The sequence below is a fragment of the Prochlorococcus sp. MIT 1342 genome (genome assembly GCF_047304495.1).
GTDB lineage: Bacteria > Cyanobacteriota > Cyanobacteriia > PCC-6307 > Cyanobiaceae > Prochlorococcus > Prochlorococcus marinus_D.
In genome coordinates this window covers 1,482,121-1,508,343 of the sequence record NZ_CP138957.1, presented here as the reverse complement: position 1 = coordinate 1,508,343, position 26,223 = coordinate 1,482,121, and the positions used below count along the sequence as shown (strand labels likewise).

Genomic DNA, 26,223 nt, shown 5'->3' with positions numbered 1-26,223 from the left:
CAGGCCAAAAATGGCCTAAATGGAATTACTTGATTTCTGCTGACCTTCCTGTGACAGGCAAAGAAAAGTCCACTAATAAAGGGGTCTCTAGCCTGGTTCAGGGAATCCAGCAACGCTTTCAAGCCTTTGTCACTAAGCCAAAGGGGGCGTCCAAGGCCACGCCCCAGGCTTCTGCTAAGCAGCCCAGCAGGACCGAGGATAGGGTCCAGGCTTTCAGCCATGTTTCACTGCAGCCCAAAGACTCAAAGTGGGCACGCTGCAGCTGGAGCATCAGCAAAGCCGATCAGCAACGGGCAAAAAAATCAAATGCAAAAGCCCTATGTCTGCGGCTGGTCGATCTGTACAGCCACGCCGATGCCTTGATCAGTAGGCATGCCATCAAAGAAATTCTTGTCGATAGCAAGGCTCATGAGTGGTTCCTTCCTGTGCCGATGGGTGGCCGTGAATATCTCCTTGAGCTGGGTTATCAGCTACCTAAGGGAGGTTGGCTGTCACTAGCGTTCTCAGAACCGGTCTATGTTCCGCAGAGCGACCCTGCAGAGCAGAGTTCTGATCGCTCATATAGCTCTTTTCGCCAGGAGCAAGACGTCGCCTCCCAACCTTTTTCTCCGACTTCGTCTGTTGCTGAAGTTGCTGATTTTGGTGATGACGGAATGCACGAGCAGATGTATCAGCGTGCAATTTCAAATCATCCCAACCCCAGCTTTGGCAGTGGCTCGGAGACTCTTCAGGGGGATGGTCGTTCCGATCGCACCAGGCGGTTGAAGAATGATTCTGGCTCTGGATGGTTGGATAGTGGTAGTGGACAGTTTTTACGCCGCCGCCGTGAATCTCAGCAGAATGATCCCGATAATGCCTCTGATTCTGATTGGTTCTGACCGGTTGGTGATTTCTTCGCTCATTGTTTTCTTCTGATCTGTATTGGTTCAATCGTTGGTTCATGCAGACCAGCGACAGGTGGATGAGTTGATGAATCGCTAATGAGGTTTAGTCACGCGGTGTGCCGTAGCCTCCACCGCCTGGGGTGCAGATCAGCAACGCCTCTCCGGCTTCGATGTTGATCGTTGCGCATCCTTTCAGCGGCTCTCTTTTCCCATTGATGTGTTCAAGTTGGTTTGCTCCTAACGCCCCCGGCAGGCCGCCTGATAGCCCGAATGGTGCAATCCGTCTCGATCCAGAGAGAATCGACGCTGTCATTGGTGCTAGGAAGCGAAATTGTCGCAACAGCCCATCACCACCACGCCATCGCCCAAGGCCGCCACTACCATGCCTTAACGCAAAGAGCTCCAGCCGTACTGGATAGCGCTGTTCAAGGATCTCTGGATCGGTGAGGCGGGAATTGGTCATATGCGTCTGTATGCCATCAGCACCATCAAACCCTTTGCCAGCACCGCTGCCGCCACCAACCGTTTCGTAATACTGATGGTCGCTGTCGCCGAAGCTGAGATTATTCATCGTGCCCTGGCTTGCTGCCATAACCCCTAGGGCCGCGAACAATAGATTGCAGAGTGCTTGGGAGGTCTCCACATTTCCTGCTACGACTGCTGCAGGTGGGTGTGGGTTGAGCAAGCAGCCATTGGGAACGATCAGTTCAAGCGGTTCAAAGCAACCGGCGTTGAGTGGGATCGTCTCCTTCACTAAACAGCGGAAGACATAAAGCACCGCTGCTTTTGTTACGGCCAGCGGAGCTTGGAAATTGTCAGAGCCCTGGGCTGAGGTGCCAGTGAAATCAACCTTTGCTGTGCGCTGATGCTTATCAATTGAGATCTTCAGGCAAAGCTTTGCGCCATTGTCGAGCTCTACTGAGAAGGCGCGATTGTTCAATGTTTGGATCACCTTGCGCACCGCTTCGGCCGCATTTGCCTGTACAAAGGCCATGTATCTGTTGACTTGTCGATCACCTGTGCTGGCGACAAGAGCCGTCAGCTCTTGAACGCCTAACTGATTGGCGGCGACTTGCGCTTGTAGATCGGCGAGCAATTCGGCTGGGTTTCGTGGCGGCATGTTGCCGCTGTGAAGCCTTTGCTCCCAGCTCTTGCGGTCGTGGTGAGCATCGCTCACAAAAGACACGTTACGGAGGAGGAGTCCTTCGTCTTTGATGCTGCGACTAAAGGGCGGCATCGAGCCGGGCGTGAGTCCACCCACATCGGCATGATGCGCACGACAGGCGACGAAATAGCTTGGTTTGTCGCTTGTGGTGAACACAGGTGTGATTGCTGTGATGTCTGGCAGATGGGTGCCGCCGTGGAAGGGATCGTTGCTGAGTACTGTCTCGCCTGGGCGCAGTGGTCCGTGTTCGCCAGCGTTAATCTGTGCCAGAAGATCGGCGACTGATTCACCCATAGAGCCAAGGTGAACAGGAATGTGAGGGGCATTGGCGACGAGTGCACCCTGATGATCGAATAAGGCGCAAGAGAAATCCAGTCGTTCGCGGATGTTCACTGAACGACTGGTTTGACGTAGTCGTTCCCCCATCTGTTCGGCGATGGCCATGAAGCGATGATGGAATAACTCCAGCAACACTGGATCGGGCGTTTGCTTGACCAGTGCTACAGGGTGTTTGGTAATCACTGAATCTGCAGCGATGGCATCGAGTACAAGAGCTCCTTGTTGATCCACGCTTGCTCGCCAACCGGGCTCTAGCACGATGCAACCTGTAGCTTCTAAAATCAGCGCTGGCCCTTTTAGTACAGACCCTGCGATCAGACGATCGCGATGATGGAGGGGCACCTGCTGCCAGCCAAGATCTGGCCAATGCACCTCAGCATGTTGATGTTCGCCCCGTGGTGGAGGCGTATGCAGTTGGACATCACCTCGTCTTGATCGGCCTTGATCGCTTGGGGATGCAGGGGCTACTACTGCGACTTCGAGCCTTTCCACCACTAAAGGCTGATTGTGAGGAGGGATATAGCTAAAGCGCTGTTGGTGGGCGACCGCGAATGCTTTTTGTATATCCGTGATGCAAGTTGTTGGCTTCAGGGAGAGCATCAAGCCTTGTTCGCTAGAGGCATAGCGCAGTTCGATGCGGGCCCAACGCTTTGGTGGAGCTGAATCAACAGCACTTGCAAGGTCTCCTGATTCCTGTAGGAGTTGTTCTGCTTGCGTCTGTTCCAGCTTGATGAGCTGCTGAAGTTTGTCCAATAAGTCTTCGTTAAGGGGTTCACGCACAGACCTTTCGCGTAATTGACGTTGACGGGCATGGCCCATTCCATGGGCTGAGAGCACGCCCGCTAAGGGGTGAAACAGCACTCGCTTCAGTCCTAGCTGAGCTGCTAGCCGGCAGGCATGTTGCCCACTGGCCCCTCCGAAGGCCACAAGCACGCCTCCACGAATGTCATAACCGCGTAGTAACGAGACCTGTCGGATTGCATCAGCCATGCGTTCGATCGCGATTGCTAAGGCCCCTTCTGCGCTGTCTTCTGGTGTGCTGCCGATCGTCTCCGCTAGTTGTCTAAAGCGCTTTTGCACAACTGATAAGTCTGGGGGCTGGTTCGCCGATGGGCCGAATAGCGCTGGAAATTCGTTCACCTGTAGGCGACCCAGCAAGAGATTGGCGTCCGTGATCGTTAGTGGACCGCCACGGCGGTAACAGGCTGGTCCGGGGTCAGCACCAGCTGAGCGAGGCCCAACCTGTAGCCGTTCGCCCTCACTGCTGATGATTGATCCACCCCCTGCTGCCACGGTGTGGATTGGTAACCTCTGAGCCATTAAGCGCTGGCCCGCCACCTCTGTTTCAGGGCTGCGCTGCCAGTCTTCCTCCTGTTGCCCGGCAGGAACATGAAACACATCGGTGGAGGTTCCGCCCATGTCGAAGCCCAGTAGAGGTTGTTGGGCGAGGCCTGATGCTCGTGCTGCGGCGACAGCACCAACCATCCCCCCTGCCGGCCCGGAGAGAATTGTGTCTTTAGCGAGTAACCATTTAGGTGTCAGCAATGCACCGCTTGAGCCCATTATGCGGAGACGTGTTGACGGCCCGAGCTCCTTGCGGACTTGGTTTAGATACTTGAAAAGTACTGGTGAAACAGTTGCTTCCACCAGGGTGGTTTGTCCTCTGGGTACCAGCCGTGGCAGGGGGCAAACCTGATGGGAGCAAAACACAGAGTTAAATCCCAGCTGATTTAACCAGTCCTGCAAGTGCAGTTCGTGTTCGGGGTTGCGGTAGGCATGTAGGAGAGCAATGGCGCAGCTTTTGAAGCCTGCCTTGGCATGCCGCCGCACTTCATCTTCTAGGGCTGCATCGAAGCTGATCGGTTCGATTTCTTCCCCCTTGGCATCGAGGCGGCCTGGCACCTCGATCACGGCTCGTGCCAGGAAGGGCGTGCGGCGGATCTGTAGAGCAAATAATTCAGGCCGATGCTGATCGCCGATGCGGAGCAGATCTCTGAAACCACGATTGCAGAAGAGAAGAACCGCTTCTCCTGCATTTTCAAGCAAAGCATTGGTGGCCACGGTGGTGCCGAGGCGCACTTCTTCAATCAAGCCGATGGGAATTGGTTGTCCTGCTTTGAGCTCCAACACCTCCCGGATCGCTCGGACGGCTGGATCACCAGGCTGGTCTGGCTGTTCCGAGAGCACCTTGCGGACAATGCATTCTCCAGTGGGATTGATTCCGACAAGATCTGTGAAGGTTCCGCCGCGATCGATCCAGAACTGCCAAGGCATGCAATTGAGCCAGTGGCTTGGCAGAGCATCGTGCCTCCATTATCGAGCCTTGAGGGAGTTGCTGACTAGGCCTGGCATTCAGGAGTGAAACAGAAGCACAAGGCCTTGGCTGACTTGGTGGAATTCTCTCTCTTCGCGACTTAGGTCCAAACCGACTTGAAGAGCTTCTTGTAGTGCATCTTCAAAGGGGGGGGTGAGTGGGGCATTTTGTTGTCTACATAAAGCTGCAATGCCCACGGGAGTGGCATGCCAGCGAAAGCGCCCAGTTTCACCAATCGCAGGTTGATTGAGGGCATCTTCAAGGAGGGAATTGATCGGCATGCTTTAAGTGGGCTTAACCCAGCTTCGGAACGCAGCACTCTTGCTGCAATCGGCTGAGAGACTTCGTGATGAACTGAGGATCAATCCGCTATGGCTGGCAAGGCCCCAGAAGACTTGCCCAAACGGATTGCTTTGGTGCATGAGTGGTTCACGCCCCGTGCCGTGGGGGGTGCTGAGCAGGTCGTGCAATCTATCGATGCTCTGTTGCTCAGATTGGGCTGTCAACCAGACTTGGCAGCTCTGGTTGATGGAGAAAGCCTTAGGCCAGGTAGCTGGCTGGAAGGTCGCGCCATTCAGACCAGTCCGATTCAACATCTCCCCTGGGGGGTGAGCCATGTGCAGCAATACCTGCCCTTATTGCCCCTTGCGATTGAGCAGTTAGATGTGGGTGATTACCCCTTGGTCATCAGCAGCAGCCATCTTGTGGCCAAGGGGGTACTCACCTCTCCTGAGCAGCTCCATGTGAGCTACGTGCACACTCCCGTTCGTTATGCATGGGATCAGATGCATGCCTATTTGCGTCGCTCGGCCTTGGCACAAAGCGGTTTAGGGCCGTTGATCCGTTGGCAATTGCATGTTCTCAGGCAGTGGGATCAGCTCAGTGGTGCGCGCGTGAATCATCTGTTGGCCAATTCCCGCTTTACAGCGCGGCGGATTGCTTGCTTCTGGGGGCGTGAAGCAGAGGTGGTGCATCCACCGGTGAAGGTGGATCGCTTCCGCTGGGACCAGCCTCGCAATGATGTGTACCTCTGTGTTTGTCGCCTTGTCCCTTACAAGCGAGTGGATCTTGTGATTGAGGCCTTCAATCGATTGCGCTTGCCATTGTTGGTGGTTGGCGATGGACCGGAGCGGACATTCCTAGAAGAGTTGGCAGGTCCCACAGTGCAGTTGCTAGGTCGTCAAACCCAGGCGCAGGTTGAGGCCTTGATGGCAAGTTGCCGAGCCTTCGTTTATGCCGCTTTGGAGGACTTTGGAATTGCACCAGTGGAAGCCATGGCAGCGGGGGCCCCAGTGATTGGCTTGGGGAGGGGTGGCTTACTCGATACCGTGCGTTGTGCGGCGTCTGGAAGGCCTTACCCAACAGGGGTCTTGTTCCCTGAACAGACAGTCGCATCAGTCGCGCAGGCGGTTGCCTGGTTTGAGGAACGTCAGCTTTGGCAGCAGTTGACCCCTGAAGTCGTACGCCTTCGCGCAGAACAATTCCGTCCGGAAGCTTTTGCGTCGCGTTTTGAGACTGCACTGCGTCAGGCCTGGCAACAACATCAGCAGGCCTGTGCCGTTGCTGCGAGTGACCCTGTGGAGCTTTTAGAGTTTCGATCCTGATCTTGAGTAGGCGAGCCGCTTTGAGAGATCATGAGATTGGCCTCCAGGCGCTTTGGGTTTCATGGGGGTAGTAGAGCCCTGGGCCGTGGGGCTTCTCGTCGTCATCTTGAGGTGCTTTCAGCTCCAGCTTCAACGTTGCCTGCGAATGCCTTGATTGGTCAGCAGAGTCGCTTGGGGAGATCGATTAAACGATCTGGAGATGTGGTGTTTTCCCTTGTTGTGATCAGCCTCGGCTCTCCTGTCTTTCTCCTTTTGGCGTTGCTGGTCAAACTCAGCTCACCTGGGCCTGTTTTTTATGTGCAGCGACGGGTAGGTCGTGATTATCGACACTTTGGCTGTATCAAGTTCCGCACGATGAGAGCAGATGCCGACGACATCCTTGCAAACTTGCTTGTTAAATCTGCTTCGATGAGGGCTGAGTTTGAGCGTGATTTTAAGCTTCGTAAGGATCCTCGGATCACACCAATTGGTCGATTTTTGCGTCGTTCCAGTCTTGATGAACTGCCTCAGTTTTTGAATGTGCTGCGGGGTGAAATGAGTTTGGTTGGTCCCAGACCAATCGTTGATAAAGAACTTGAACGCTATGGGGAGTTTATGCATGAAGTTGCATCTGTACGCCCTGGACTGACTGGTCTGTGGCAGGTGAGTGGTCGCAACAATCTCAGCTATGCCAAGCGGGTTCGCCTTGACCTTGCTTATGCCCGGGGGCGCTCATTCATGTTGGACTTAGCGATCATTCTGCGCACCTTTGGTGTGCTGTTGCTGCCTATGGATCGCGGTGCCTACTGAGGCGAAGGGGTCAGTCTTGTGCCCAGCGCTGGTTGCAACGAGCTGAACACTTCATCTCGCTTTCCGGATAGCTGTAACCAGCCTTACGAGCGTTCTTCTCCACTTCGGCGGGATTGGAACCGCTGAACGTTCTGGTGGTTTTTGCCTGAGCAGGGATCTGCACCGACAGCAGCAGCAGAGCTGTGGCGGTGATGGTGATCATTCGCATTGGCTTGGTTAGAGCAGAACCAGCGCAATCATGATCCAGACCAGTTCAAGCCAACTGGTGAGTGCCAGGATGCGCTGCAGAGCATCTGGGTCTGCTGGCGGTTGATCGATTGCCAGCAAGGGTTTGTCCACCCATCGGTTGCCGTATCGGTTGCGACCGCCCATTCGCACCCCGGCACAGTGGGCATAGATCGCTTCGGACCGTCCGGCGTTGGGGGAGTGATCCAAGGCTCCGTCCTGTTCCGCTGCCATCACCAGAGCAGGCAACTGGCGCCAAGGCTTGCTGATTAGAGGAAGGGTGAGCATCACCAGGCGGCAGGGGAGCCAGGTGAGTAGATCATCGAGTCGTGCTCCGGCAGTGCCCAGCCATTGCAGTTTTCCCTGCCGATAGCCCAGCATCGAATCAAGGGTGCTGGAGGCCTTGAAGCTCCATGCCAGAGCTAGAGGGCCTGGCCATGCATTGGAGAGATGCCAGAGGCCAGCACCGATCAGCATCCAGAACAGCGGTGCAAACACGCCATCCACGGCGTTTTCGGCTGCGCTTTCAGCGGTAGCCCGCAGAATCTCCTGCTTATTCAACTGGGTTACATCGCGTCCCACGATCCAGCTCAGCTGCAAACGGGCGATAGACAGGTCTCCTCCCGCGTCTGTGGGCAGCGCCTTCAACACCTTCAAGATGCTGTGGCGGAGGCTTCCGGCGGCGAGGGCACTAGCCAGGGCGATTACCAGCATGGGGATCCCGAGCCAGGGTGGGGCGATGCCTTCCTGCAGGGCGAGGCGTTCGATTGCCCAACCCAGTGCACCGCTGCCGCTGATCAGCACAGCGGTGACCAGAATGCCGCCAATGCGCAGCAGCACGGGGCGATTCCCGGCGATCGCTTCAGCAACATGGCGCAGCTGTTTGATCACAGCTCCCATCAACTCAACGGGATGTGGACACCAGCGCGGATCACCGATCAGCTGGTCGAGACCTGCTGCAGTGATAACTAGCAGAATGGCCAGGGTCAGGCTGTTTTCAGCCAGCTGAACATGGCGCGGAGACCTTTGCCGACCTGCTCAATTGGATGGGCGGCATCGCGATCGCGAATCTTCTTCATCTCAGGTTTGCCTGATTCGCATTCGGCGACAAAGTTTTTAGCGAAGGTGCCGTCTTGGATGTCAGCGAGGATGCGCTTCATCTCAGCTTTGGTATCAGTGTTGATCAGTCTTGGCCCACTCACGTAGTCGCCGTATTCGGCAGTGTTGGAGATTGAATCACGCATGGCAGTGAGGCCGCCCTTCACCATCAGATCCACGATTAACTTCACCTCGTGAAGGCACTCGAAGTAGGCCAGCTCAGGCTGGTACCCAGCTTCTACAAGGGTTTCAAAACCTGCTTTGACGAGCTCTGAGAGCCCGCCACAGAGCACGGCTTGTTCGCCGAACAAGTCGGTTTCGGTTTCTTCCTTGAAGTTGGTTTCGAGGATGCCCGCTCGGGTGCCGCCGATGCCCTTGGCGTAGGCCATGGCCAGTGCACGTGCTTGGCCGGAGGCATCTTGTTCAATTGCGAATAGGGCTGGGACGCCCTGCCCATTCTGATATTCCCAGCGCACGGTATGGCCGGGTCCCTTGGGAGCAATCATCACCACGTCGACATCAGCTGGTGGCTGAATCAGCTCAAAGCGGATGTTGAAGCCGTGAGCAAAGCTCAACACTTTGCCTGAACTCAGATGAGGGGCGATCTCTTTTGCATAAACATCTTTTTGGAATTCATCCGGTAGTAGCACCATGATCCAGTCCGCTTTGGCGGCGGCTTCAGCGACGCTGAGCACTTCCAGTCCATCGGTGCGGGCTTTCTCGGCGGAGCGGCTGCCTTCATATAGGCCCACTACTACATCTACGCCGCTGTCCTTGAGGTTGAGGGCATGGGCATGGCCCTGGGAGCCATAGCCAATGATGGCGACGGTCTTGCCATTGAGTAGGCCGAGATCGGCATCGGAGTCGTAGAAGAGCTGGGCCATCCTGGCTGGATTGCGTTCAGGGCAAGGTCAGAGCTTACGCAAGGGCCCCATGGTTTTGGCTGAAGGTCCAATAGTCCTTCTCGGTTGTCAGTGCAATCAACGCATCAGGCTTCGTTCGGGTGGGCAATCACACGATCGATGAGGCCATAGTCTTTGGCCTCGGCTGCACTTAAGAAGTAGTCGCGGTCGGTGTCTTTTTCGATTTTTTCAAAGGTTTGACCTGTCAGCTCTGCCATGGAGTGGTTGAGCATGTCTTTGATGCGCAGGATTTCACGCGCTTCGATTTCGATATCGCTGGCTTGTCGTTGGTTGGTTCCACCCAGCGGTTGGTGGATCATGATTCGGCTGTGGGGCAAGGCGAGTCTTTTCCCTTTGGTTCCTGCAGTGAGAAGGAAGGCGCCCATCGAAGCTGCCAAGCCCACGCAGATTGTTACGACATCACTTTTGACGTATTTCATCGTGTCGTAGATCGCCAGGCCAGCAGTGACTGATCCACCTGGGGAGTTGATGTACAGATAGATCGGTTTTGTGCTGTCTTCCGAATCGAGGTAGAGCATCTGGGCTACCAAGCTGTTGGCAACACCATCACTGACTTCTTGGCCAAGGAACAGGATCCTTTCCACCCCCAGGCGGGTATAGATGTCGACCCAGCGCTCCATCTGGCTGCCGGGAAGACGGTAGGGAACGCTTGGGGTACCGATCGGCATGGTGAAAAAAGAAAGGAGGAAATCAGAACTGGACTAGGAATGATCTGAGATAGAGCCTGGAAGGGTTGAGTCCAGGGTTGCAGTGGATCGATCAGTTCAGTGTCTCTGAACTGGGTAACTCTTTACGGCTGCTGAGAATCCGATCGATGATGCCGTATTCGACAGCGTCCCCAGGAGTGAGATAACTCATCCGATCAGAATCCTTTGATAACTGCTCAATGCTGCGGCCTGTATTGCTGGCAAGAATTTTGAGCATGGCTTGCTTGTTATGCAGCACTTCCTTGGCACGGATCTGAATGTCGGTGGCTTGACCTTGGGCACCACTGCGAGGTTGGTGCAGCACGATTGAGGCGTGGGGAAGGGCAGCCCTGTGGCCTTTGGTGCCTGCCGAGAGAATCACCGCTGCCGTGCCCATTGCTTGGCCGATGCAGATGGTGTGGACAGGGGGTTTGACGTAACGCAGGGTGTCACAGATCGCAAAAGCTTCGGTTTCAAAGCCGACGGCATCACCCGTATACCAGCTGGTACCAGTGGAGTTGATATAGAAGTAGATGGGTTTTTCTGGGTTGTCGAACTCCAAATAGAGAAGTTGGGCAATGATCAGTTCGGTCACATCCATGCCCAGCTGCCGCTTGGCATCGTCGTCGGAGAACAGGGGCAGTCCGAGGTAGACAATGCGTTCCTTGAGCAGTAGCGATGGCAAATCCGGAGGCGGTGTACGCATCACGGTTGATTCGCCGTAGTAGGGAGCGGACACCGTCATCTGCAGCACATCTTTGGCGGAGTTTGGAGACTAGCGAGGGTTAGCCGGTGGGCGCTCGCTGGTCTTACTTGATTTGCGGGTTGGCTGATTTTTCTCGAAGCGACCGAAGACCATCCTGCCGGTAGGGGTTTGCAGCGCTCCAGTGACAACAACGGGTAGCCGCTGTCCAATGGCCTCTTTGGCGCCCTCAACCACCACCATCGTGCCGTCTTCTAGATAGCCCACCCCCTGGTTGTCTTCCTTGCCCTGTTTGACGATCTTGAGTTTGAGCTCGTCGCCGGGTTGCACTTCAGGTCGCAGGGCGATCACAATTTCGCTGAGGTTGATGGCTTTGAGGTCTTTGACCTTGGCGATTTGGGCGAGGTTGTAATCGGCAGTGACCAACATCCCGCCTGTATCGGCGGTGAGTTTGAGCAGTCGCTCGTCAGTGCCCGATCCCTCGTATCGGGTGCTGTTTAAAACCAGCCGTCTGCCATAGGTTTCGCGTAATTCAGTGAGCAACTTCAAACCGCGTCGACCTTTGGCTCGTTTTTCGGCATTGCTTGAATCGGCCAGCTGTTGAAGTTCATCAATCACGGTTTGGGCCACGATTGCCTGACCTTCCAGCAGTCCGCAGGCCAGTAGTCCATGAATGCGGCCATCGATGATCACGCTGGTGTCGAGAATCTTTGCAGTGGCAGGTGTTAGAACCCCATCGGCGACCAGTAACGCCTCGGTGCTGTTGGGATTGAACAGGCGTAGCAGGGTGCGGCCGTGGACTTCCGCCAGGTTGTATCCAAGGACCCCAAAGAACACATTGCTGAGTACTGCGGCCAGAGGCTTCACCAACACCACCTCAAATGGGAGGGGCAAAAGCAGGATTGGTGCCAGCAGCAAATTGGCAACCAGTAGGCCAAGAATGAGGCCTACGGCTCGACTGACCAAGAGGTCGGTGGGCATGGTGCGCACCTGCTGCATCAGCCTTTGCCGCAGTCGCTGGAAGAAGAATCCAGCCAAAAGTCCAAAGCCGGCGCTCAACCCACTCAGGACCAACCTCAGTCGATCGATGTTGATCGTTTGCTCCAGAAGCCTTTCGGGCAACAGCTCAACTCCAAGCCAGCCAGTGGCCGCGCCAGAGATCAGAAACAGCACCAGGATGAGCAGGTCAACCATGGGGTCAGATCGTGTCTGCTCGCTCCAGATGCAGGCAGCATGCACCATCCTCTGGTGCTTGGCCCGGGCAGATGTCCGCACCTTTGCGGATTGATTGATGAGAGACGGTCTTGCTGTGTTGCCACCTCGCAGTGCCTATCTGCACATTCCTTTCTGCCATCGGCGTTGCTTTTATTGCGATTTCGCTGTCGTGCCTCTTGGCGATCATGCCAATGGGGCTAAGGGTTCTGGCAGCGCCTCGATTAAGTCTTATCTGCAGCTATTGCAACGGGAGATTGCGCTTGTTAAGCCTGGGCCAACGCTGGCCACGATTTACATCGGCGGCGGAACACCATCTCTGCTCAGCTCAGCTCAGATTGGTGCCCTGTTGGATCAGCTACGGCAACGGTTTGGCGTTCAGCTTGGTGCAGAAATCACACTGGAAATGGATCCAGCTAGTTTCGATCAGGCTTACCTAGAGGCCGTGCTAGCGGCTGGTGTCAACAGGGTGAGCTTGGGGGGGCAGAGTTTCGATGATGCAGTGCTCGAGACGCTTGGGCGCCGTCATCGTCGCCACCATTTACTGGAGGCTTGCGGATGGTTGCATCAGGCTCATCAGTGCGGAGAGCTGAAAAGTTGGAGTTTGGATCTCATCCAGAACCTACCAGGACAGGAGTTGGTGGCATGGAAGCAACAGCTTGTTGAGGCCATTGATACTGGTTCACCTCATCTTTCGATCTATGAGTTATCGGTTGAACCAGGCACGGTATTTGCTTGGCGTCAGCGGCGGGGGGAGTTGGATTTGCCCGATGATGATTTAGCAGCTGAGCAGATGCAGACCACCAGTGTCTTGCTTTGTCAAGCAGGATTTGGCCGCTATGAAATCTCCAATTACGCCTTGCCAGGGCACGCCTCACGCCACAACCGCGTGTATTGGAGTGGGGCAGGGTGGTGGGGGTTTGGTCAGGGTGCAACCAGTGCGCCCTGGGGCGAGAGGCTGGCTCGTCCGCGTACAAGGGATGGTTACTACAACTGGATTGAGGTTCAGGAGGCAGAAGGGCTGGATTCCTCTCTGGTTGCGGCTCAGGCAAGACCCTTACCTCTGGATGAACAGTTGTTGGTGGGTTTGCGTTGCCGTGAGGGAGTTGATCTTGAGGCCCTCAGTAGGGCTTGGGGCTGGACTCATGAGCAGTGCAACGCTCTATTGCCTTCGTTGCAGGTGCGCTGGCAGGCGGCGTTGGATCGGGGCTGGTTAGAGCTGCATGGAAGACGTTGGCAGCTCAGTGACCCCGAGGGGATGGCCCTCAGCAATCAGGTTCTGGTGGAGATGTTGTTGTGGTGGCAGTCTCTGCCTGCTGATGCAGTTGCTTCACCCAACCTTGAAGGGCTTCTACGCACAGCTGGCGACCTTGGATCAATGGCGGACTGAAGGGGGGTTGGCTGGGAGTCAGTCCCAACAGGTCAGCGGTGACCCTTACCTGTCCATCGCAATCTTCGCCAGCGCCGATACCGATTACGGGGATGGTGAGTTGTTGACTCAGGCAACGAGCGATGGAACTCGGCACATGTTCGACCACTAGGGCGAAACAGCCCGCTTGCTCAAGTTGTTTTGCTTGTTGCAGCATTTGCGCTTGGCTGCGAGGGTCCTCCGCCTGACGGCGGTAGCCGAGCTGATGTACTGCTTGTGGAGTGAGGCCCAAATGCCCCATGACTGGGATCCCCATCCGCACCAGACGCTCAATGACTGCTAGGACCTCTGGCTCTGCTCCTTCTAGCTTCACTGCGGCTGCACAGGAGTGCTTGAGCAGGCTTCCAGCCGCAGCTACAGCCTTGTCTTCTCCGCATTGGTAGCTCAGGAATGGGAGGTCGCAGACGACGAGGGGCTGTTGTTGCAGAGGGCGAGTGAAACCTCTACCCACCGCTTGGGTGTGGTGGAGCATCTGCTCCACTGTCACAGGCAGGGTGGTTGCATGGCACAGTGCCACCATCGCTAGAGAGTCTCCTACTAGAACCACATCGGCTCCAGCGGCCTCAACCAAGGCCGCGCTTATGCCATCCCAGGCTGTGAGGATGATGATCGCTCGCCCATCCTGCTTGAGTTGAGTTAATTCGCTGGGGCGCATCTGCTTCTCCAGGCCCTCGAGGGTCCATTGCTAGCATCGTGTTGACTCGGACCCATGCGGCCGCGACGCCTAAATCTGGTCAGGACCGGAAGGGAGCAGCCACACGGGATGCTCGTGACAGGCGTGGACTCCGGGTCACCCTCATGGACGAAGGTTAGATCTCGTTATCGTTGCGAGGTTGACGCTTACGCAGGAATTCGGGAATTCGTGCGCCTGATTCGTTTGCTTCAGGCTGGCTATAGATCGATTGAGAGGGAATCTTGTTGATTGGGCGTTCGCTCCGGTAAGGCTGGTTGCCTTCAAAGCCTGTGGCGATCACGGTGACGTGAACTTCACCTTCGAGTTTTTCGTCCACCACAGCCCCAACAATGATGTTGGCTTCTGGATCGACCACGTCGTAGATCACTTCCGATGCGGAGGTCATGTCCTCAAGGGTCATGTCGCGACCGCCGCTGATGTTGATGACGCAACCTTTGGCTCCGTCGATGCGGGCCGCTTCCAGTAGCGGACTACTGATGGCAGCCTGGGCTGCTTCTATCGCCCTGGAACGTCCTGAACCTTCACCAATCCCCAGCAGGGCCGTGCCGGCTTCGGTCATCACCGAACGCACGTCGGCGAAGTCCACATTGACAAGGCCAGGGCAGGTGATGATGTCACTGATGCCTTTAACACCCATACGCAGGATGTCATCTGCACTTCGGAAGGCTTCTTGAAGCGGAGCTTCGGAGATGACGTCTTTAATGCGGTCGTTGGGGATCACAATCAAGGTGTCCACATGATCGGCCAGGCGGCTAATGCCTTCAGCGGCCTGTCGCATGCGACGACGTCCCTCAAAGCTAAAGGGTTTGGTGACGATGCCCACAGTGAGCGCGCCGCTTTCCTTGGCAACTTCTGCAACTACTGGAGCGGCCCCAGTGCCGGTCCCGCCACCCATGCCAACGGCGATGAAGACGAGATCGACTCCTTGCAGAGCTTGTTGCAGTTCTGCTCGAGATTCCTCCGCCGCCTTCTGACCGATGCTGGGATTACCTCCAGCTCCTAACCCTCTCGTAAGGGTCTGACCCAGCTGCACGCGGTTACTGGCTGCAGACTGAAGCAGGGCCTGAGCGTCCGTATTCATGACCCGATAGTTCACACCATCGAGGTCACTGAGAATCATGCGGTTGACGGCATTGCTGCCGCCTCCGCCGACGCCAATTACTTCAATGCGAGCTGATTGGCTGGGAAGGATCCCTGCGCTCTCCATGGAGGTGGACATGGACATGTTTTTGATCGCCATCTCCATTGTCGATGTCGAACCATTGAGGTGTTGATGCATTATGTCCGTGTTGGAGCTTTTCGCTGAAAGTTTCAACACAGTTGATTTTTTGCGCCATCTCTGCAACGGACATTTGGCGATTTCAGCTCATCTGGCATTTCTTTTGCTTGGCATGCCTTGCAGGACGATTGACCTCACTTAGAAGGTTGGGGCATTTGCAGTTCCGGTTTGGAGGGATCGCTCATGTCGATGGTTGTGCCTGGTTTATGGCGAAAACTTGACGGCAGGGTTTTGCTTAATTGGGCCACAGTTTCTAGTTGCTCCTTCAGCAGGGTGCTATTGCTGCCTAGCTGGATCAGGCCGAGGGTCTTGGTTTGCAGGCTGAGCTCTCCATTAGGAGCCACGAGGATTCGCTCTAGGGGGCTGCCAAGCTGATTTCGTTGCTCCAGTACCTGGGAAATGGCTTGCCGTTTGCTGGCCGTCCAGCCTTCCACAGTCAAGTTTGTAGAGGGACGCTCGCCTTGTTTTGCCACGTTGAGTGGTATCCACATCGCAGTGCTGTCGACCATGCCCTGCTCTTGGCCATAGGCGCGTTTTCGTAGTGCATAAGCAACGGGTTTTCGTTCTTGAAGAGCCACATCGATTCCTGGAGGGAGTAGGCGCCTTTGCACGACGACCGAGTTGAGCGGCAGTTTGCGCAGCAGGGTCTGCTCTAGTTCTTTGGGGTTGAAACCAAGAAGTGGTTGGGGGAAGTGGAGCTCACCGGCCTTGATCACGGAGTTTGTTTGGATGTTGCGGCTGCCTTGCACATGGATTTGCTTCGCGTTGTTGAGGCTCCATCCTTGCCTGAGTAGTACCCATCCCAGGCCTGCGGCAATAGAGATGAATGTCAACATTCGCCAGAGGTAGATCAGTTGCTCTCGGCGGCGTTGTTGGCGCAACCGGCGCCGCCTCTCTACCCCTGGGCCGTTTGCAGGCCGTCGATCAGGGGTGGATGATCTCACAGGTCACAGCGTGCCCGGGCCATCAGCTGATCCACCCAACGGCGAGCCTGTTCTGCATCGGCAAAGGGCACATCCATTTCTTGGCCATTGCCGATTAGCCGAAGTCGACAACGGCCCTGAGATTCTTGGGTGAGAGGGGCTTCCCCTGAGGTAAGGGCCATCAGTTCCAGCATCTCCAATTTGGTGACTTCAAAGTTGCCCTGCTCTTGAAAACGGCCTGCTTCAAAGCTGCTCCAGCTGAGCATGCCTTGTTTCAGTCGAGCAGCTCCTGAGCCATCAAGTTTGGATAGCTCAGAGTCCTCAGCCCAGACGCGGAAGAGGTTTTGCCGCCGCCTCTCTAGCCACCCGAGAGCAGTGAGAAGCACAAAGACCAGGAGCAGGGGGAACCAGAGCAGACCGTGAATCATTGGCAGGTCAAAGATGGAAGTCCGGAATGCCATCAAGTTGGAACTTGTTTATTCTCCCGCTGTGATCACAAGTTGGCTCACGAGCTCTTCGAGCGTTACACCAGAAGCCTCCCAGAGCATTGGATACATGCTCTGAGATGTGAAGCCTGGCAGGGTGTTGATCTCATTGAGCCAAATTTCATTGCGTGCAGCGTTGTAAAAAAAGTCGACCCTGGCCATGCCATGGGCGGCTACGCAGCGACAGGCTTGTAACGCCAGTGTGCGGATTTGTGCTTCAACTCCCTCTGGTAGAGGCGCTGGAATGAGCGTATGGCTGCAATTTTCGCTGTATTTGGTGTCGTAGTCGTACCAGTCCGTCTCAAAGCAAATCTCCCCTACGACAGAGGTTTGCAGCTCACGCTTGCCTAGGACAGCGCATTCAAGCTCTCTTGCGCTCACTCCCTGCTCCACCACAATGCGCCGATCAAGGCTGGCAGCTTTGTCGAGACCGATAAGCAGCTCGTTGCGGTTTTGAGCTTTGCTGATACCGATTGAAGAACCCAGGTTGGCGGGTTTGACAAAACATGGGTATTTGAGTTTGGCCTCCAAGTGTTTGGCGACGCCTTGACGCGATTCAGTTTCGATGAGATCTGCGGCATCAACGGCGACGTAAGGCACCTGGGGTAACCCTGCTGCAGCGAAGGCGGCTTTCATGGCCAACTTGTCCATGCTGAGGGCAGAGCCGAGTACGCCTGAACCCACAAAAGGTTTTCCCATCAGAGTGAACAGGCCTTGCACGGTGCCGTCTTCGCCATTGGGACCATGCAGAACTGGATACCAGACCTGTATCCTTTCGCTCCCCTCAGGCAGTTTGGTAAAGCCCTGCGGGGCAAGGGGCGTCGACAGTTTTTCCGGTTTGGCGGGATGACCTTGCTTCAGCACTGCTTCAGCCACACATGCTGGCCACCAGCGGCCTCGTTGGTCGATGTAAATCGCAATGACCTCGAAGCGATTGTTGTTCACTTCGCTGCGTAGGGCATCGACCACTGTGATGGCTGATCGGATTGAAACGGCATGTTCCTCGGACGCGCCGCCGAACACCACGCCTACACAGGTGCGGGAGGAAGGCATGGAGATCCTGCAAGGCCTTGGTTGTTAGCGACCAAAGGTATCAGTGCCTACTTCTGGTTTGCTCACAAGGGGTTCCGCTCAGGGAGAAAGCACGCACACTATTGATCTGAATGTCGACGAGATCGCCTGGGCTATAGCGGCAACCTTGGGGTCCTTCGGCCGCAAAGAATGTGAGCCGGTTGGTGCGGGTGCGTCCCATCAGCTGTTGTGGTTTTTTGGGATTGATCCCTTCGGCTAGCACCTGCTCTACCTTGCCGGAGTAGCGGCTATTGCGCTGCAGGGCTACGCGTTCCACCAGCGCATTGAGTTGCTTGAGTCGCTCCACTTTCACCGCTTCGGGTAGTTGGTTGCTCCAGGTGGCTGCAGGCGTATTTGGACGGGGGGAGTAAGCCGCGGTGTTTACCTGGTCGAAACCCACTTCCTCGACGAGGTTCAAGGTGTTTTGGAACTGGGCGTCGGTTTCGCCTGGGAAGGCCACGATCACATCAGTACTGATAGCGGAATCGGGCATAAGCTCCCGTATTCGGTTCACGATGCGTCGATAACGCCCCACTGTGTAACCCCTAGCCATGGCCTTAAGCACATCGTTATCACCGCTTTGGAAAGGGATGTGGAAGTGTTCGCACACTTTGGGTAGATCAAAGCAAGCTTCGATCAATCGTTCCGTGAAGTAGCGCGGATGGCTTGTCGCAAAGCGGATGCGCTCGATTCCTTCCACGTCATGAATGTGATGGAGAAGATCGGTGAGTGTGTTTTGGCGGCGGCCTTCAGGGGTGATCCCGGGCAGATCGCGTCCATAAGCATCAATGTTCTGGCCAAGCAATGTGATCTCTCGAAATCCGCGGGCGGCCAGGCCCTCGATCTCCAGTCGGATCGCCTCTGGCGATCTTGATTGCTCCTTCCCCCGAACTGAGGGCACCACGCAATAGGTACAGCGCTCGTTACAGCCGTAAATCACATTGACCCAGGCGCAGATTGTGCTGTCCCTTCGAGCTGTGGTGAGGTCCTCGAGAATGTGGTTGTCATCTGTGGCGACAACCTGCTGACCATTGTCCACCTGTGTGAGTAGGGCTTCAAGGCGGTTGGCGTGTTGGGGCCCCATCACAAGGTCGAGTTCAGGGATTCGTCGCAGTAGCGCTTCTCCTTCCTGTTGCGCTACGCAACCGGCAACGATCAGCTTCAGATGGGGGTGTGTTCGTTTGCGGCGGGCCTGGCGTCCTAGGTAGCTATAAACCTTCTGCTCGGCGTTATCGCGAATTGTGCAGGTGTTGTAGAGCACGAGATCAGCTTCTAGTTCTGCTGGCGCCTCGTGGTATCCCATCGCCTCAAGAATTCCGGCCATGCGCTCTGAATCGGCCTTGTTCATCTGGCAACCGAAGGTTTGAATCCAGAAACTGCCTTGATGCTGTGCGGTTGTTGCCGGATTACTAGCGAGAGCGGAGGTGGCGACCAAGGCAAGAGGCGAAGCGAACGATCGAAACAATCTCATCAACTCCTTGAGTGTGTCGAGCCCTGATGGATTGTGTTGATTTGGAGATCAGGTCTGTGAGCGCTATTTATTTAGTTGAGTTGCTCAGCCGTTGGAGTGTCTTCAGCATTGCTGGTAGATGCTGTTTGCCACTCGTATTCAGCTTAATTTGGCTGGCCTTGATGATCAGCTGGCCTTCTTCTAGCAGTGAAGGTGGCGATTAAACCGCTTAGCAGGCTTCGAAGAGCTTCTAGGCGATGCAGTTGGGGCTTGCTCGTGGTGGAGGCTTTGACTCTTGTGAAGCCATGGAAAAGTTTAGGGCGAGCGAGGGGATTCGAACCCCCGAATAGCGGCGCCACAAGCCGCTGCCTTAACCACTTGGCGACGCCCGCCGCGTCGGTAAGAATTTACCAATTCGCCTTGAAGCCATCCTGCAGAACCCATTTGATCAACGTTGCTGGCCATCCGGACCATGGCTGGCTGGTGTTTTAGTCCTTGCAGGTTGTGGTGCGGTGTTGGTTTGGACCAACCCTTCCATGGAGGATTACAGCGATTATGCAGGTGATCAGTTGGTGGAACTTGCGACTGAGGAGTTATGTGAGCAGAAGGGGCTGCCGATGGTGTTGAGGCTTTGGATTAGAAATTGTCCAGAGCTGATTGCAGCGCAACAGCCGGTGCTGGCATCCGTTGCAGGAGAGTTCACCACAAGACTCAATTTTGGTTTAGGCAGTCTTTACACGACCAAGTTGGATGGTCGGAATTTGCTCCCGAAGATGCGTCTGCCCTCCTATACCGTGAGAACTATTGCGGGCGCTGGGCGTTTCCTGACCATTCAGACTCGGACGGATCCGGGCAATGTGGAGTGAGCCAGGAGCGCAAGGGATGCCTAGAGGCTTGGGTGCCGCGTGTTTTGTTGACACGGGAAGTGGATGTCTTATCAGCACGGGTCACCGCTGAGGGGTTATGTCCTCTGCGCATTTGTTGGCAGGACGGGCGCCTTTGCTCTTTTGAGCTGATTGATGCTGATGTCTTATCGCCGAAGCGGCTGCTTTTGCCGAGGTTGGCAGAGCCCCATGCTCACCTCGACAAGGCATTCACCTGGCTTGAGTTTCCCAACCTGCAGGGCACCTATGGCGGTGCCATGGTTGCGAACTTTAAGGAGCGTCAAAGCCGCACCTTGATTGGGGTGAGGCAGCGTGCTGAGAGATCTCTCAAGCTTGCGTTGAGGCATGGCTTGAGAGCCATGCGCAGTCATGTCGACAGCCTTGGTCCAGCTACCGATAGCAGCTGGGAGGCTTTGCTGGATCTACAGCGGCAGTGGCAAGAGTGGATGGAGTTGCAATGGGTCGCTCTGGTGCCGATTGAGCACTGGAGCACCCGCGAAGGCGATCAGCTAGCGGGTCGGGTCGCAGCGGTAGGAGGTCTGCTGGGTGGTGTGGTTGTGCCCCCTTTTGATCCGGGGAAGACGCGAGATTCATTGCGGCAGATGCTGCAACTTGCCGATCGCTTGGGCTGTGGCATTGACCTTCACATTGATGAGTCGCAAAGCCATCCTGCGGCTGGCTTAAAGCAACTGCTGCTGGTGCTTGATCGCATGTCAATCACAGTGCCGATCACTTGTAGTCATGCCAGCAGCATGGGGTTGTTGCCGCCGGGAGCAGTGCGTCGTTTGGCTGATCGGATGGCGCATCATCGACTCAATGTGGTGTCTCTGCCGCTGACCAATGGCTGGTTGTTGTCGAAGCAACCTCGTCGCACTCCTGTGGAGCGACCTCTGGCACCCATCTATCAACTCCAGCTGGCAGGGGTAACGGTGGCTGTGGGAGGCGACAACGTTCAAGATCCCTGGTTCCCGGTTGGCAACTTTGACCCTTTGGCATTGATGGCTTTTTCGTTGCCTTTGGCTCATCTGGCACCTTGGCAGCGCTTAGGGCTTGCTCCTTTCACAACAGCGGCGGCCAGGGTGATGAACCTATCTTGGGAGGGAACATTGCAGCCAGGCAGCCCAGCCAACCTGCTGCTTTTGGAGGCTGGTAGCTGGGCTGAGGCCCTAGCTGTTCCACCCCGCCGCCAGGTGATTGTTGATGGAAACTGGCTGCAAGACCTAGATTAATAAGCATCTTTCCTCAATGAAGAAGGAGCAGGTAATTTATTGTTTGAATGTTGAAGTCTTTTGGGTTGCTCTTCAATATTAGTGTTTTCTTGATCCTTGGCTTCAGCGATGGGAGAATTAATTAAGAGATATTTATTTGTAACGCTGAAGCGAGCATGGCTTCGTGGTAATGACGGAATTCAAGGTTTTAAACCTTTTGAAAGAGAAGATTTTGTTCTAAAAGTTGTGAGCCTGTTAAGGCTGATGGGCTTTGACGGAGAAACTTGTATTGATTGTAGAATTTGCACATATAACTATAATTCTACGGGTAGAGATATTGTTTAGATCTAGTCACTAATAGTGGCTTTGGAGATCTGGGTAGGGTCTAGTTTGCTCATGCTTTTCAAGTTGAATTAGCTGCTAGGTCTAGAGATTTAGCCGCTTTGGAGGCTTGCTTGGCTGCTTAACGTTTGCTCTGTTGATGGATTGCCGCTATCAATTTGTCTTAGCGGTTTGGCCGATGACCAGCACCAGACTCCTTGCCGATTGTTGTGCCGAGCTGACGGCCGTTGCTGATTTGGAGCTCATTGATGCGCCGGTGGAGTTGAAGCGCTTTTCACGGGATGCCTATGACTTCTCTCCTGTATTGCTTGAGCAACTGGAGGGCTGTTGCGCCGATGTTGTTGTCCGCCCCCATACGGTGGCGGCGGTGGCGGTTGTGGCTGGTGCTTGCACGAGGCGTGGCATCCCTTTGACCCTGCGAGGTTCAGGAACAGGGAACTACGGCCAGTGCGTTCCTCTCCAGGGGGGGGTGGTCATGCTGATGGGTGAACTTTCTAAGGTTCGGCATCTCGATCCCAACACGGGAGTAGTGACGGTGGAGTCGGGGTGTTTGCTGCGCGATCTAGATCAACATCTTTCTCTTCATGGTCGGCAGCTGCGTCTGCTGCCATCTAGCTGGCGAAGTGCTTCTGTGGGTGGATTCGTGGCTGGCGGCTCGGGTGGGATTGGTTCTGTGCGCTGGGGCTTCTTGCGGGATCCAGGCCATCTGTTGGCTTTGGAGGTCGTGACCGCTGAGGATTCGCCCCAACAGCTGCAGTTGGATGTGGCTGGATCGGAGGCCCTCAATCATGCTTACGGCAGCAATGGCATCATCACGGCCTTGAGCTTGGCAACCGCTCCGGCTGTGCCCTGGCAGGAAGTGATGATCGATTGTGAGGATTGGTCAAAGGCCGTGGCCCTTGCGCTCCGCTGTACTCGTGCAGCAGTTGATCTGCATCTCTGTAGCTTGCATGAGAGACCAATCGTCGATCAGCTGCCTCAGTGGTGTGGTGCTTCTAATGGTCAGCATCGCCTGCTGCTACTCGTGGCTCCCGATGGTGTTAGCACCCTGAAGCGTCTGGCAGCAGAGGCAGGAGCTCATTGCAAGGTATTGGGCCCAGAGGCTGATCGGGGTGGCACAGGGTTGCGTGAGCTCACCTGGAACCACACCACGATGCACATGCGTGCTGTCGATCCCGACTGGACCTACTTGCAGATGCTTTTGCCACAGCCTGAGTTGGCTGCGATGCAGGTTCTCAAGCAGCAATGGGGCGATGATCTTCTTTGGCATCTGGAGGCGGTGCGCCAGCAGGGTGTGCAACGCCTGGCTGCGTTACCCCTCGTCCGCTGGCGCGGCCGGCAGTCGTTGGAGCAGCTAATGAACGATTGCCGGCAGCTTGGGGCTGTTTTGTTCAACCCGCATGTGATCACTGTTGAGGATGGCGGGCTTGGGGTTGTTGATGCCGATCAGGTGGCGGCTAAGCGACGTTATGACCCCAAGGGTGTGCTCAATCCAGGCAAGCTGAGGGGCTGGTTGTAACAGCCATTCGTTCAGCAATTCAAGCTCTCGAAGGTTGCGATGCCGGTGATCTGGTTGATGCCGTCGGCATCAAGGCAAAGGCGGCGCTGGTCATCAAGATCGAGTAGCGCATCGCTGAAGTCGGCACCATCAATCTGCGCTCCTGCGAAGCTGCTGCCTGAGGCAATCACCCCTTTGAGGACACTATTGCGCAGATCCGTATCGACGAAGTCGACACGATCCATCAGTGCATCAGAGAGGTCAGCGCCGCTGAAGTTTGATTGGGTAAAGGTTCCTTGGGTGAGGATCGCGCCACGCAGATTGCTGTTGCTGAAGTCGGCAGCTCGCGCAACGGCACCAGCGAAGGATGAGTTGGAGAGGTCTTGTGCGTGGAAGTCTTTCCCGTTTTGGTTGGTGAGGGTGTAGTCCAGTCGTTCTTGGAATAGAGCCCGATCCTGTAGCCCGACCCCTGAACTGGTGTCGAGAGCCTGCGCAGGGATAGCGATCAGCAGGCAAAGCATCCAGCCCAGAAACGTCATCAGGTTTTGACGTTGCGACAACAAGCTCGGCATCGGCTTTACGGCAGCACCCTTTCACTCTGCCTTGATGGTTTGCTTTGCGAGAAGATCACCTAATAAATAGAGGGAACCAGCTACAACTGGAGGTGGATTTGGCCATCGATTCTGTTTGAGCAGGATGGAGAAGACCTGTTCAACATTGTCAGCAGATTGGAGTTGGCTTGATAGGTCCGGGCAGTGTGCTGCGAGTTGGTGCTGCGTCCAGCTGCAGTGTTCTGGCACCGGCACGATCCAAGCCAGATCGCTTGGCTTGAGTAAATGGCGAAGCATGGCTGGTGCTTGCTTGTGGGCCTGTAGACCAAGCACCCAGCAAACCCCAAACTCTTGATTGCTCCACTGCTGCCGCTCTTGGGCTAACCGTTCGGCTGCTGGTGGGTTATGGGCACCATCAATGAGCACTGGTTGGCTTTGCCAGTGAACGGTCTGCAGCCGTGCAGGCCAGTAGGCGTTGGCCAGCCCTGTGCGAATGATGTCTTGATTGAGTCGCCAGCCAAGTGGGGCCAGGGATTCCAGAGCACCCTTGGCTACCGCCGCGTTCTGCCGTTGCAAGACTCCTGGTAGTCCCAAGTCCCAGTGTTCTGGGAGGGGTGAAACCCATTGCAAGCGGGCCTGTTGATGGTTTGCCTTGTCTTCAAGAATGCTCGCCACTTCAGCTTGTTGGCGAGCACTGATGACAGCAGCCCCAGGACTGATGACGGCGCTTTTTTCTTTTGTTATCTCTTCCAGGTTGTAACCAAGGTGTTCGCAGTGGTCGAGGCCGATGTTGGCCATGGCAATGATTGGTCTGTATGGATGAGCTGTGGTGGCATCGAGGCGTCCTCCGAGGCCCACTTCAAGCACAAGCAGCTCTACCTCGCGGGATCTGAAGTGATCAAAAGCCGTTGCCATCAAAAGCTCGAAGGGGGTGAGTCGGTGAGTTTGGGCAAGGGGTTGAAGGGCGGTGAGTCGTTGGCGTAGCTCAACGATTGAGATCAGCTCACCATCGCTGCTGATCCGTTCACACCAGCTCACGAGGTGAGGTGAGGTGGTCAGACCCACGCGAATGCCAGCGGCCTTAAGGCTGCTGGCAATGAAGCTGGCGATGGATCCTTTGCCATTGGTCCCTACGACCTGAATGGCTGGAATAGAGGCACAGGGGTTTCCCATGGCCTGCAGTGCTTGTTGCATGCGCTCAAGGCCAAGATCCATCCCCCGCTGATCAAAACGAGGGATCAGATCGCTTAAATCTTCCCTGCTTGGACTTGTGGGTTTGTCCACTTAGCGGAAGTGCGCCAGGGTGGCCTCCAGACGTTGGAGCAGTTGGCGGATTTCGTTTGGTTTAATCACCAGCGGCGGCACCATCCGCACAACCTTTGGGCCTGCTGCTATCACCAGTAGCTTTTCTTCAAGGGCGGCTTGGGCGACATTTGGGGCTGTGAATGTGCTTTCGTCTTGGAGCACCAATCCCTGCAGTAGCCCCCAGCCTCTTACCCCTTTGAGTTGCCTCGGGAAACGTTGCACTAGGTCAGTGAGGCCTTCGCGAAGCTGTGCGCCTCGTTGCTGGACCTTTGAGATCAAACCCCGTCGTTCGATCTCCTTGGCAACTGTGAGAGCTGCCTTGCAGGCAAAGGGATTGCCGCCAAAAGTACTGGCGTGGTCACCTGGTTCGAAAAGATCAGCGTGCTGTTTGACAAGCAACGCTCCGATGGCATGGCCTCCCCCGAGTCCTTTGGCCAAGGTGAAGGCATCTGGTTCGACCCCAAGCTGCTGATACCCCCACCAGTGACCACAACGGCCCATCCCGACCTGAACTTCATCAAAGATCAGCAGGATCTGATGCTGGCTACAGAGCTCTCTAAGGCGCCGGAAGAAGCTTGCTTCGCCTGGATTGACTCCACCCTCGCCTTGCAGTGGTTCGATCAGCACGGCGGCAACAGAGGGCCCCTGAGCTTCGAGGCGATTTAGCTGCTGCTCGAAGGCTTGGAGGTCATTGAACGGGAAAAATTCAAAGCCCTCAACCATGGGTTCGAAACCTTTGTGGTAGTTGGGCTGACCTGTGGCACTTATGGCGGCAAGTGTGCGGCCGTGGAAACTGGAATTGGCGGTGAGAATGATTGGCCGATCAATGCCGCGACGGCGATGACCGTGTTTGCGAGCAAGCTTGATGGCGGCTTCGTTGGCTTCTGCACCGGAATTGCAGAAGAACACGCTGTCTGCACAGCTGTTTTCTACTAACCAATGGGCAAGAGCCTCTTGTTCAGGAATCCGATACAGATTGGAAACATGCTGAAGTTGTTTCAGCTGCTGGCCAAGAGAGCGGCGCAGGGCCCGGTCACTGTGACCGAGGGAGCAGGTCGCGATACCGGCAACAGCGTCAAGGTATTGATGACCATGGTCATCCCATACCCAGCATCCTTTCCCGCGTAACAGAGTGACGGGAAAGCGTTTGTAGGTGCCCATC

24 protein-coding genes, 1 tRNA gene, 1 other RNA gene and 1 pseudogene are annotated in these 26,223 nt (G+C 55.6%); 9 read left to right on the top strand and 18 right to left on the bottom strand.

What is annotated here, in order from left to right:
* Nucleotides 1-29 precede the first annotated feature (29 nt).
* On the top strand, nucleotides 30-878 hold the full coding sequence (locus SIB79_RS07750) for a DUF4912 domain-containing protein (RefSeq protein ID WP_196757596.1): 849 nt from the start codon (nucleotides 30-32) through the stop codon (nucleotides 876-878).
* A 109-nt stretch (nucleotides 879-987) separates the two neighbouring features.
* On the opposite strand, the gene SIB79_RS07745 is transcribed toward SIB79_RS07750, so the two are convergent.
* Both SIB79_RS07745 and SIB79_RS07740 read right to left on the bottom strand, forming a co-directional pair.
* Nucleotides 988-4,662, bottom strand: coding sequence for a hydantoinase B/oxoprolinase family protein (locus SIB79_RS07745; RefSeq protein WP_063403399.1), 3,675 nt, complete (start codon nucleotides 4,660-4,662; stop codon nucleotides 988-990).
* A 78-nt stretch (nucleotides 4,663-4,740) separates the two neighbouring features.
* Nucleotides 4,741-4,983 (bottom strand): hypothetical protein, encoded by a 243-nt coding sequence (locus tag SIB79_RS07740; RefSeq protein ID WP_011129688.1) that lies wholly within the window; start codon nucleotides 4,981-4,983, stop codon nucleotides 4,741-4,743.
* Nucleotides 4,984-5,073: 90 nt separating this feature from the next.
* On the opposite strand from SIB79_RS07740, the gene SIB79_RS07735 reads away from it, so the two are divergent.
* Both SIB79_RS07735 and SIB79_RS07730 read left to right on the top strand, forming a co-directional pair.
* The gene (locus SIB79_RS07735) at nucleotides 5,074-6,306 is read left to right on the top strand and encodes a glycosyltransferase (protein ID WP_063403398.1); all 1,233 of its coding nucleotides are present in this window, start codon (nucleotides 5,074-5,076) and stop codon (nucleotides 6,304-6,306) included.
* A 30-nt stretch (nucleotides 6,307-6,336) separates the two neighbouring features.
* Entirely contained in the window at nucleotides 6,337-7,095 is a 759-nt protein-coding gene (locus tag SIB79_RS07730) for a sugar transferase (protein ID WP_063403397.1), read from the top strand.
* A gap of 10 nt (nucleotides 7,096-7,105) precedes the next feature.
* On the opposite strand, the gene SIB79_RS07725 is transcribed toward SIB79_RS07730, so the two are convergent.
* The 6 genes from SIB79_RS07725 to SIB79_RS07700 all read right to left on the bottom strand — a co-directional run bounded on the left by SIB79_RS07725 (nucleotide 7,106) and on the right by SIB79_RS07700 (nucleotide 11,972).
* Nucleotides 7,106-7,297: a hypothetical protein gene (locus SIB79_RS07725; RefSeq protein ID WP_155724611.1), complete on the bottom strand. Its 192-nt coding sequence runs from the start codon at nucleotides 7,295-7,297 to the stop codon at nucleotides 7,106-7,108.
* Nucleotides 7,298-7,311: 14 nt separating this feature from the next.
* Nucleotides 7,312-8,304 (bottom strand): adenosylcobinamide-phosphate synthase CbiB, encoded by a 993-nt coding sequence (cbiB, locus tag SIB79_RS07720; RefSeq protein WP_155724610.1) that lies wholly within the window; start codon nucleotides 8,302-8,304, stop codon nucleotides 7,312-7,314.
* Between the two features lie 2 nt (nucleotides 8,305-8,306).
* Nucleotides 8,307-9,302 carry a ketol-acid reductoisomerase gene (ilvC, locus tag SIB79_RS07715; protein ID WP_063403394.1) on the bottom strand — a complete coding sequence of 332 codons (996 nt, stop codon included), beginning with the start codon at nucleotides 9,300-9,302 and terminating at the stop codon, nucleotides 8,307-8,309.
* Nucleotides 9,303-9,406: 104 nt separating this feature from the next.
* Nucleotides 9,407-10,009 (bottom strand): ATP-dependent Clp protease proteolytic subunit, encoded by a 603-nt coding sequence (locus tag SIB79_RS07710; RefSeq protein ID WP_011826624.1) that lies wholly within the window; start codon nucleotides 10,007-10,009, stop codon nucleotides 9,407-9,409.
* A gap of 91 nt (nucleotides 10,010-10,100) precedes the next feature.
* On the bottom strand, nucleotides 10,101-10,772 hold the full coding sequence (locus SIB79_RS07705; protein WP_063403393.1) for an ATP-dependent Clp protease proteolytic subunit: 672 nt from the start codon (nucleotides 10,770-10,772) through the stop codon (nucleotides 10,101-10,103).
* A 30-nt stretch (nucleotides 10,773-10,802) separates the two neighbouring features.
* On the bottom strand, nucleotides 10,803-11,972 hold the full coding sequence (locus tag SIB79_RS07700) for a PIN/TRAM domain-containing protein (RefSeq protein ID WP_063403392.1): 1,170 nt from the start codon (nucleotides 11,970-11,972) through the stop codon (nucleotides 10,803-10,805).
* Nucleotides 11,973-12,021: 49 nt separating this feature from the next.
* Between SIB79_RS07700 and hemW the strand changes: the two are divergent.
* Nucleotides 12,022-13,134 (top strand): annotated as a pseudogene (gene hemW, locus SIB79_RS07695) (radical SAM family heme chaperone HemW); the annotation flags it as partial.
* Nucleotides 13,135-13,207: 73 nt separating this feature from the next.
* Here hemW and panB read toward each other — a convergent pair.
* Complete coding sequence (gene panB / locus SIB79_RS07690; protein WP_074161318.1) at nucleotides 13,208-14,026, bottom strand: 3-methyl-2-oxobutanoate hydroxymethyltransferase; 819 nt, start codon at nucleotides 14,024-14,026, stop codon at nucleotides 13,208-13,210.
* A gap of 43 nt (nucleotides 14,027-14,069) precedes the next feature.
* Here panB and ffs point away from each other — a divergent pair.
* An RNA gene (gene ffs / locus SIB79_RS07685) (signal recognition particle sRNA small type) lies at nucleotides 14,070-14,166 on the top strand.
* Nucleotides 14,167-14,180: 14 nt separating this feature from the next.
* On the opposite strand, the gene ftsZ is transcribed toward ffs, so the two are convergent.
* The 6 genes from ftsZ to SIB79_RS07655 all read right to left on the bottom strand — a co-directional run bounded on the left by ftsZ (nucleotide 14,181) and on the right by SIB79_RS07655 (nucleotide 19,665).
* Entirely contained in the window at nucleotides 14,181-15,344 is a 1,164-nt protein-coding gene (ftsZ, locus tag SIB79_RS07680; RefSeq protein ID WP_063403390.1) for a cell division protein FtsZ, read from the bottom strand.
* Nucleotides 15,345-15,478: 134 nt separating this feature from the next.
* Nucleotides 15,479-16,288, bottom strand: a complete 810-nt coding sequence (locus SIB79_RS07675; protein ID WP_063403389.1) for a cell division protein FtsQ/DivIB — start codon at nucleotides 16,286-16,288, stop codon at nucleotides 15,479-15,481.
* Complete coding sequence (locus SIB79_RS07670) at nucleotides 16,285-16,695, bottom strand: hypothetical protein (protein ID WP_036911846.1); 411 nt, start codon at nucleotides 16,693-16,695, stop codon at nucleotides 16,285-16,287. Before SIB79_RS07670 ends, SIB79_RS07675 begins: the two co-directional genes overlap by 4 nt.
* 48 nt (nucleotides 16,696-16,743) lie before the next feature.
* Nucleotides 16,744-17,805: a D-alanine--D-alanine ligase family protein gene (locus SIB79_RS07665; protein WP_063403388.1), complete on the bottom strand. Its 1,062-nt coding sequence runs from the start codon at nucleotides 17,803-17,805 to the stop codon at nucleotides 16,744-16,746.
* 40 nt (nucleotides 17,806-17,845) lie between these two features.
* The gene (miaB, locus tag SIB79_RS07660; protein WP_063403387.1) at nucleotides 17,846-19,288 is read right to left on the bottom strand and encodes a tRNA (N6-isopentenyl adenosine(37)-C2)-methylthiotransferase MiaB; all 1,443 of its coding nucleotides are present in this window, start codon (nucleotides 19,286-19,288) and stop codon (nucleotides 17,846-17,848) included.
* Between the two features lie 304 nt (nucleotides 19,289-19,592).
* Nucleotides 19,593-19,665, bottom strand: a tRNA-His gene (locus tag SIB79_RS07655).
* Nucleotides 19,666-19,704: 39 nt separating this feature from the next.
* Here SIB79_RS07655 and SIB79_RS07650 point away from each other — a divergent pair.
* The 4 genes from SIB79_RS07650 (at nucleotide 19,705) to SIB79_RS07635 (ending at nucleotide 23,226) form a co-directional block, all read left to right on the top strand.
* Nucleotides 19,705-20,139 carry a DUF4359 domain-containing protein gene (locus SIB79_RS07650; RefSeq protein WP_063403386.1) on the top strand — a complete coding sequence of 145 codons (435 nt, stop codon included), beginning with the start codon at nucleotides 19,705-19,707 and terminating at the stop codon, nucleotides 20,137-20,139.
* Nucleotides 20,136-21,386: an amidohydrolase family protein gene (locus SIB79_RS07645; RefSeq protein ID WP_063403385.1), complete on the top strand. Its 1,251-nt coding sequence runs from the start codon at nucleotides 20,136-20,138 to the stop codon at nucleotides 21,384-21,386. Before SIB79_RS07650 ends, SIB79_RS07645 begins: the two co-directional genes overlap by 4 nt.
* Nucleotides 21,387-21,482: 96 nt before the next feature.
* Nucleotides 21,483-21,710, top strand: a complete 228-nt coding sequence (locus SIB79_RS07640; RefSeq protein ID WP_155724609.1) for a hypothetical protein — start codon at nucleotides 21,483-21,485, stop codon at nucleotides 21,708-21,710.
* A 175-nt stretch (nucleotides 21,711-21,885) separates the two neighbouring features.
* Nucleotides 21,886-23,226, top strand: a complete 1,341-nt coding sequence (locus SIB79_RS07635) for an FAD-binding oxidoreductase (protein WP_063403508.1) — start codon at nucleotides 21,886-21,888, stop codon at nucleotides 23,224-23,226.
* An 11-nt stretch (nucleotides 23,227-23,237) separates the two neighbouring features.
* On the opposite strand, the gene SIB79_RS07630 is transcribed toward SIB79_RS07635, so the two are convergent.
* From SIB79_RS07630 to SIB79_RS07620, 3 genes are read right to left on the bottom strand one after another with little or no spacing between them, the layout of a single operon-like run.
* Nucleotides 23,238-23,777: a pentapeptide repeat-containing protein gene (locus tag SIB79_RS07630; protein WP_063403384.1), complete on the bottom strand. Its 540-nt coding sequence runs from the start codon at nucleotides 23,775-23,777 to the stop codon at nucleotides 23,238-23,240.
* A gap of 21 nt (nucleotides 23,778-23,798) precedes the next feature.
* Nucleotides 23,799-25,040 (bottom strand): bifunctional folylpolyglutamate synthase/dihydrofolate synthase, encoded by a 1,242-nt coding sequence (locus SIB79_RS07625; RefSeq protein WP_063403383.1) that lies wholly within the window; start codon nucleotides 25,038-25,040, stop codon nucleotides 23,799-23,801.
* Entirely contained in the window at nucleotides 25,041-26,222 is a 1,182-nt protein-coding gene (locus SIB79_RS07620; protein ID WP_063403507.1) for an aspartate aminotransferase family protein, read from the bottom strand. It lies immediately after the preceding gene.
* Between the last annotated feature and the right edge of the window lies 1 nt (nucleotide 26,223).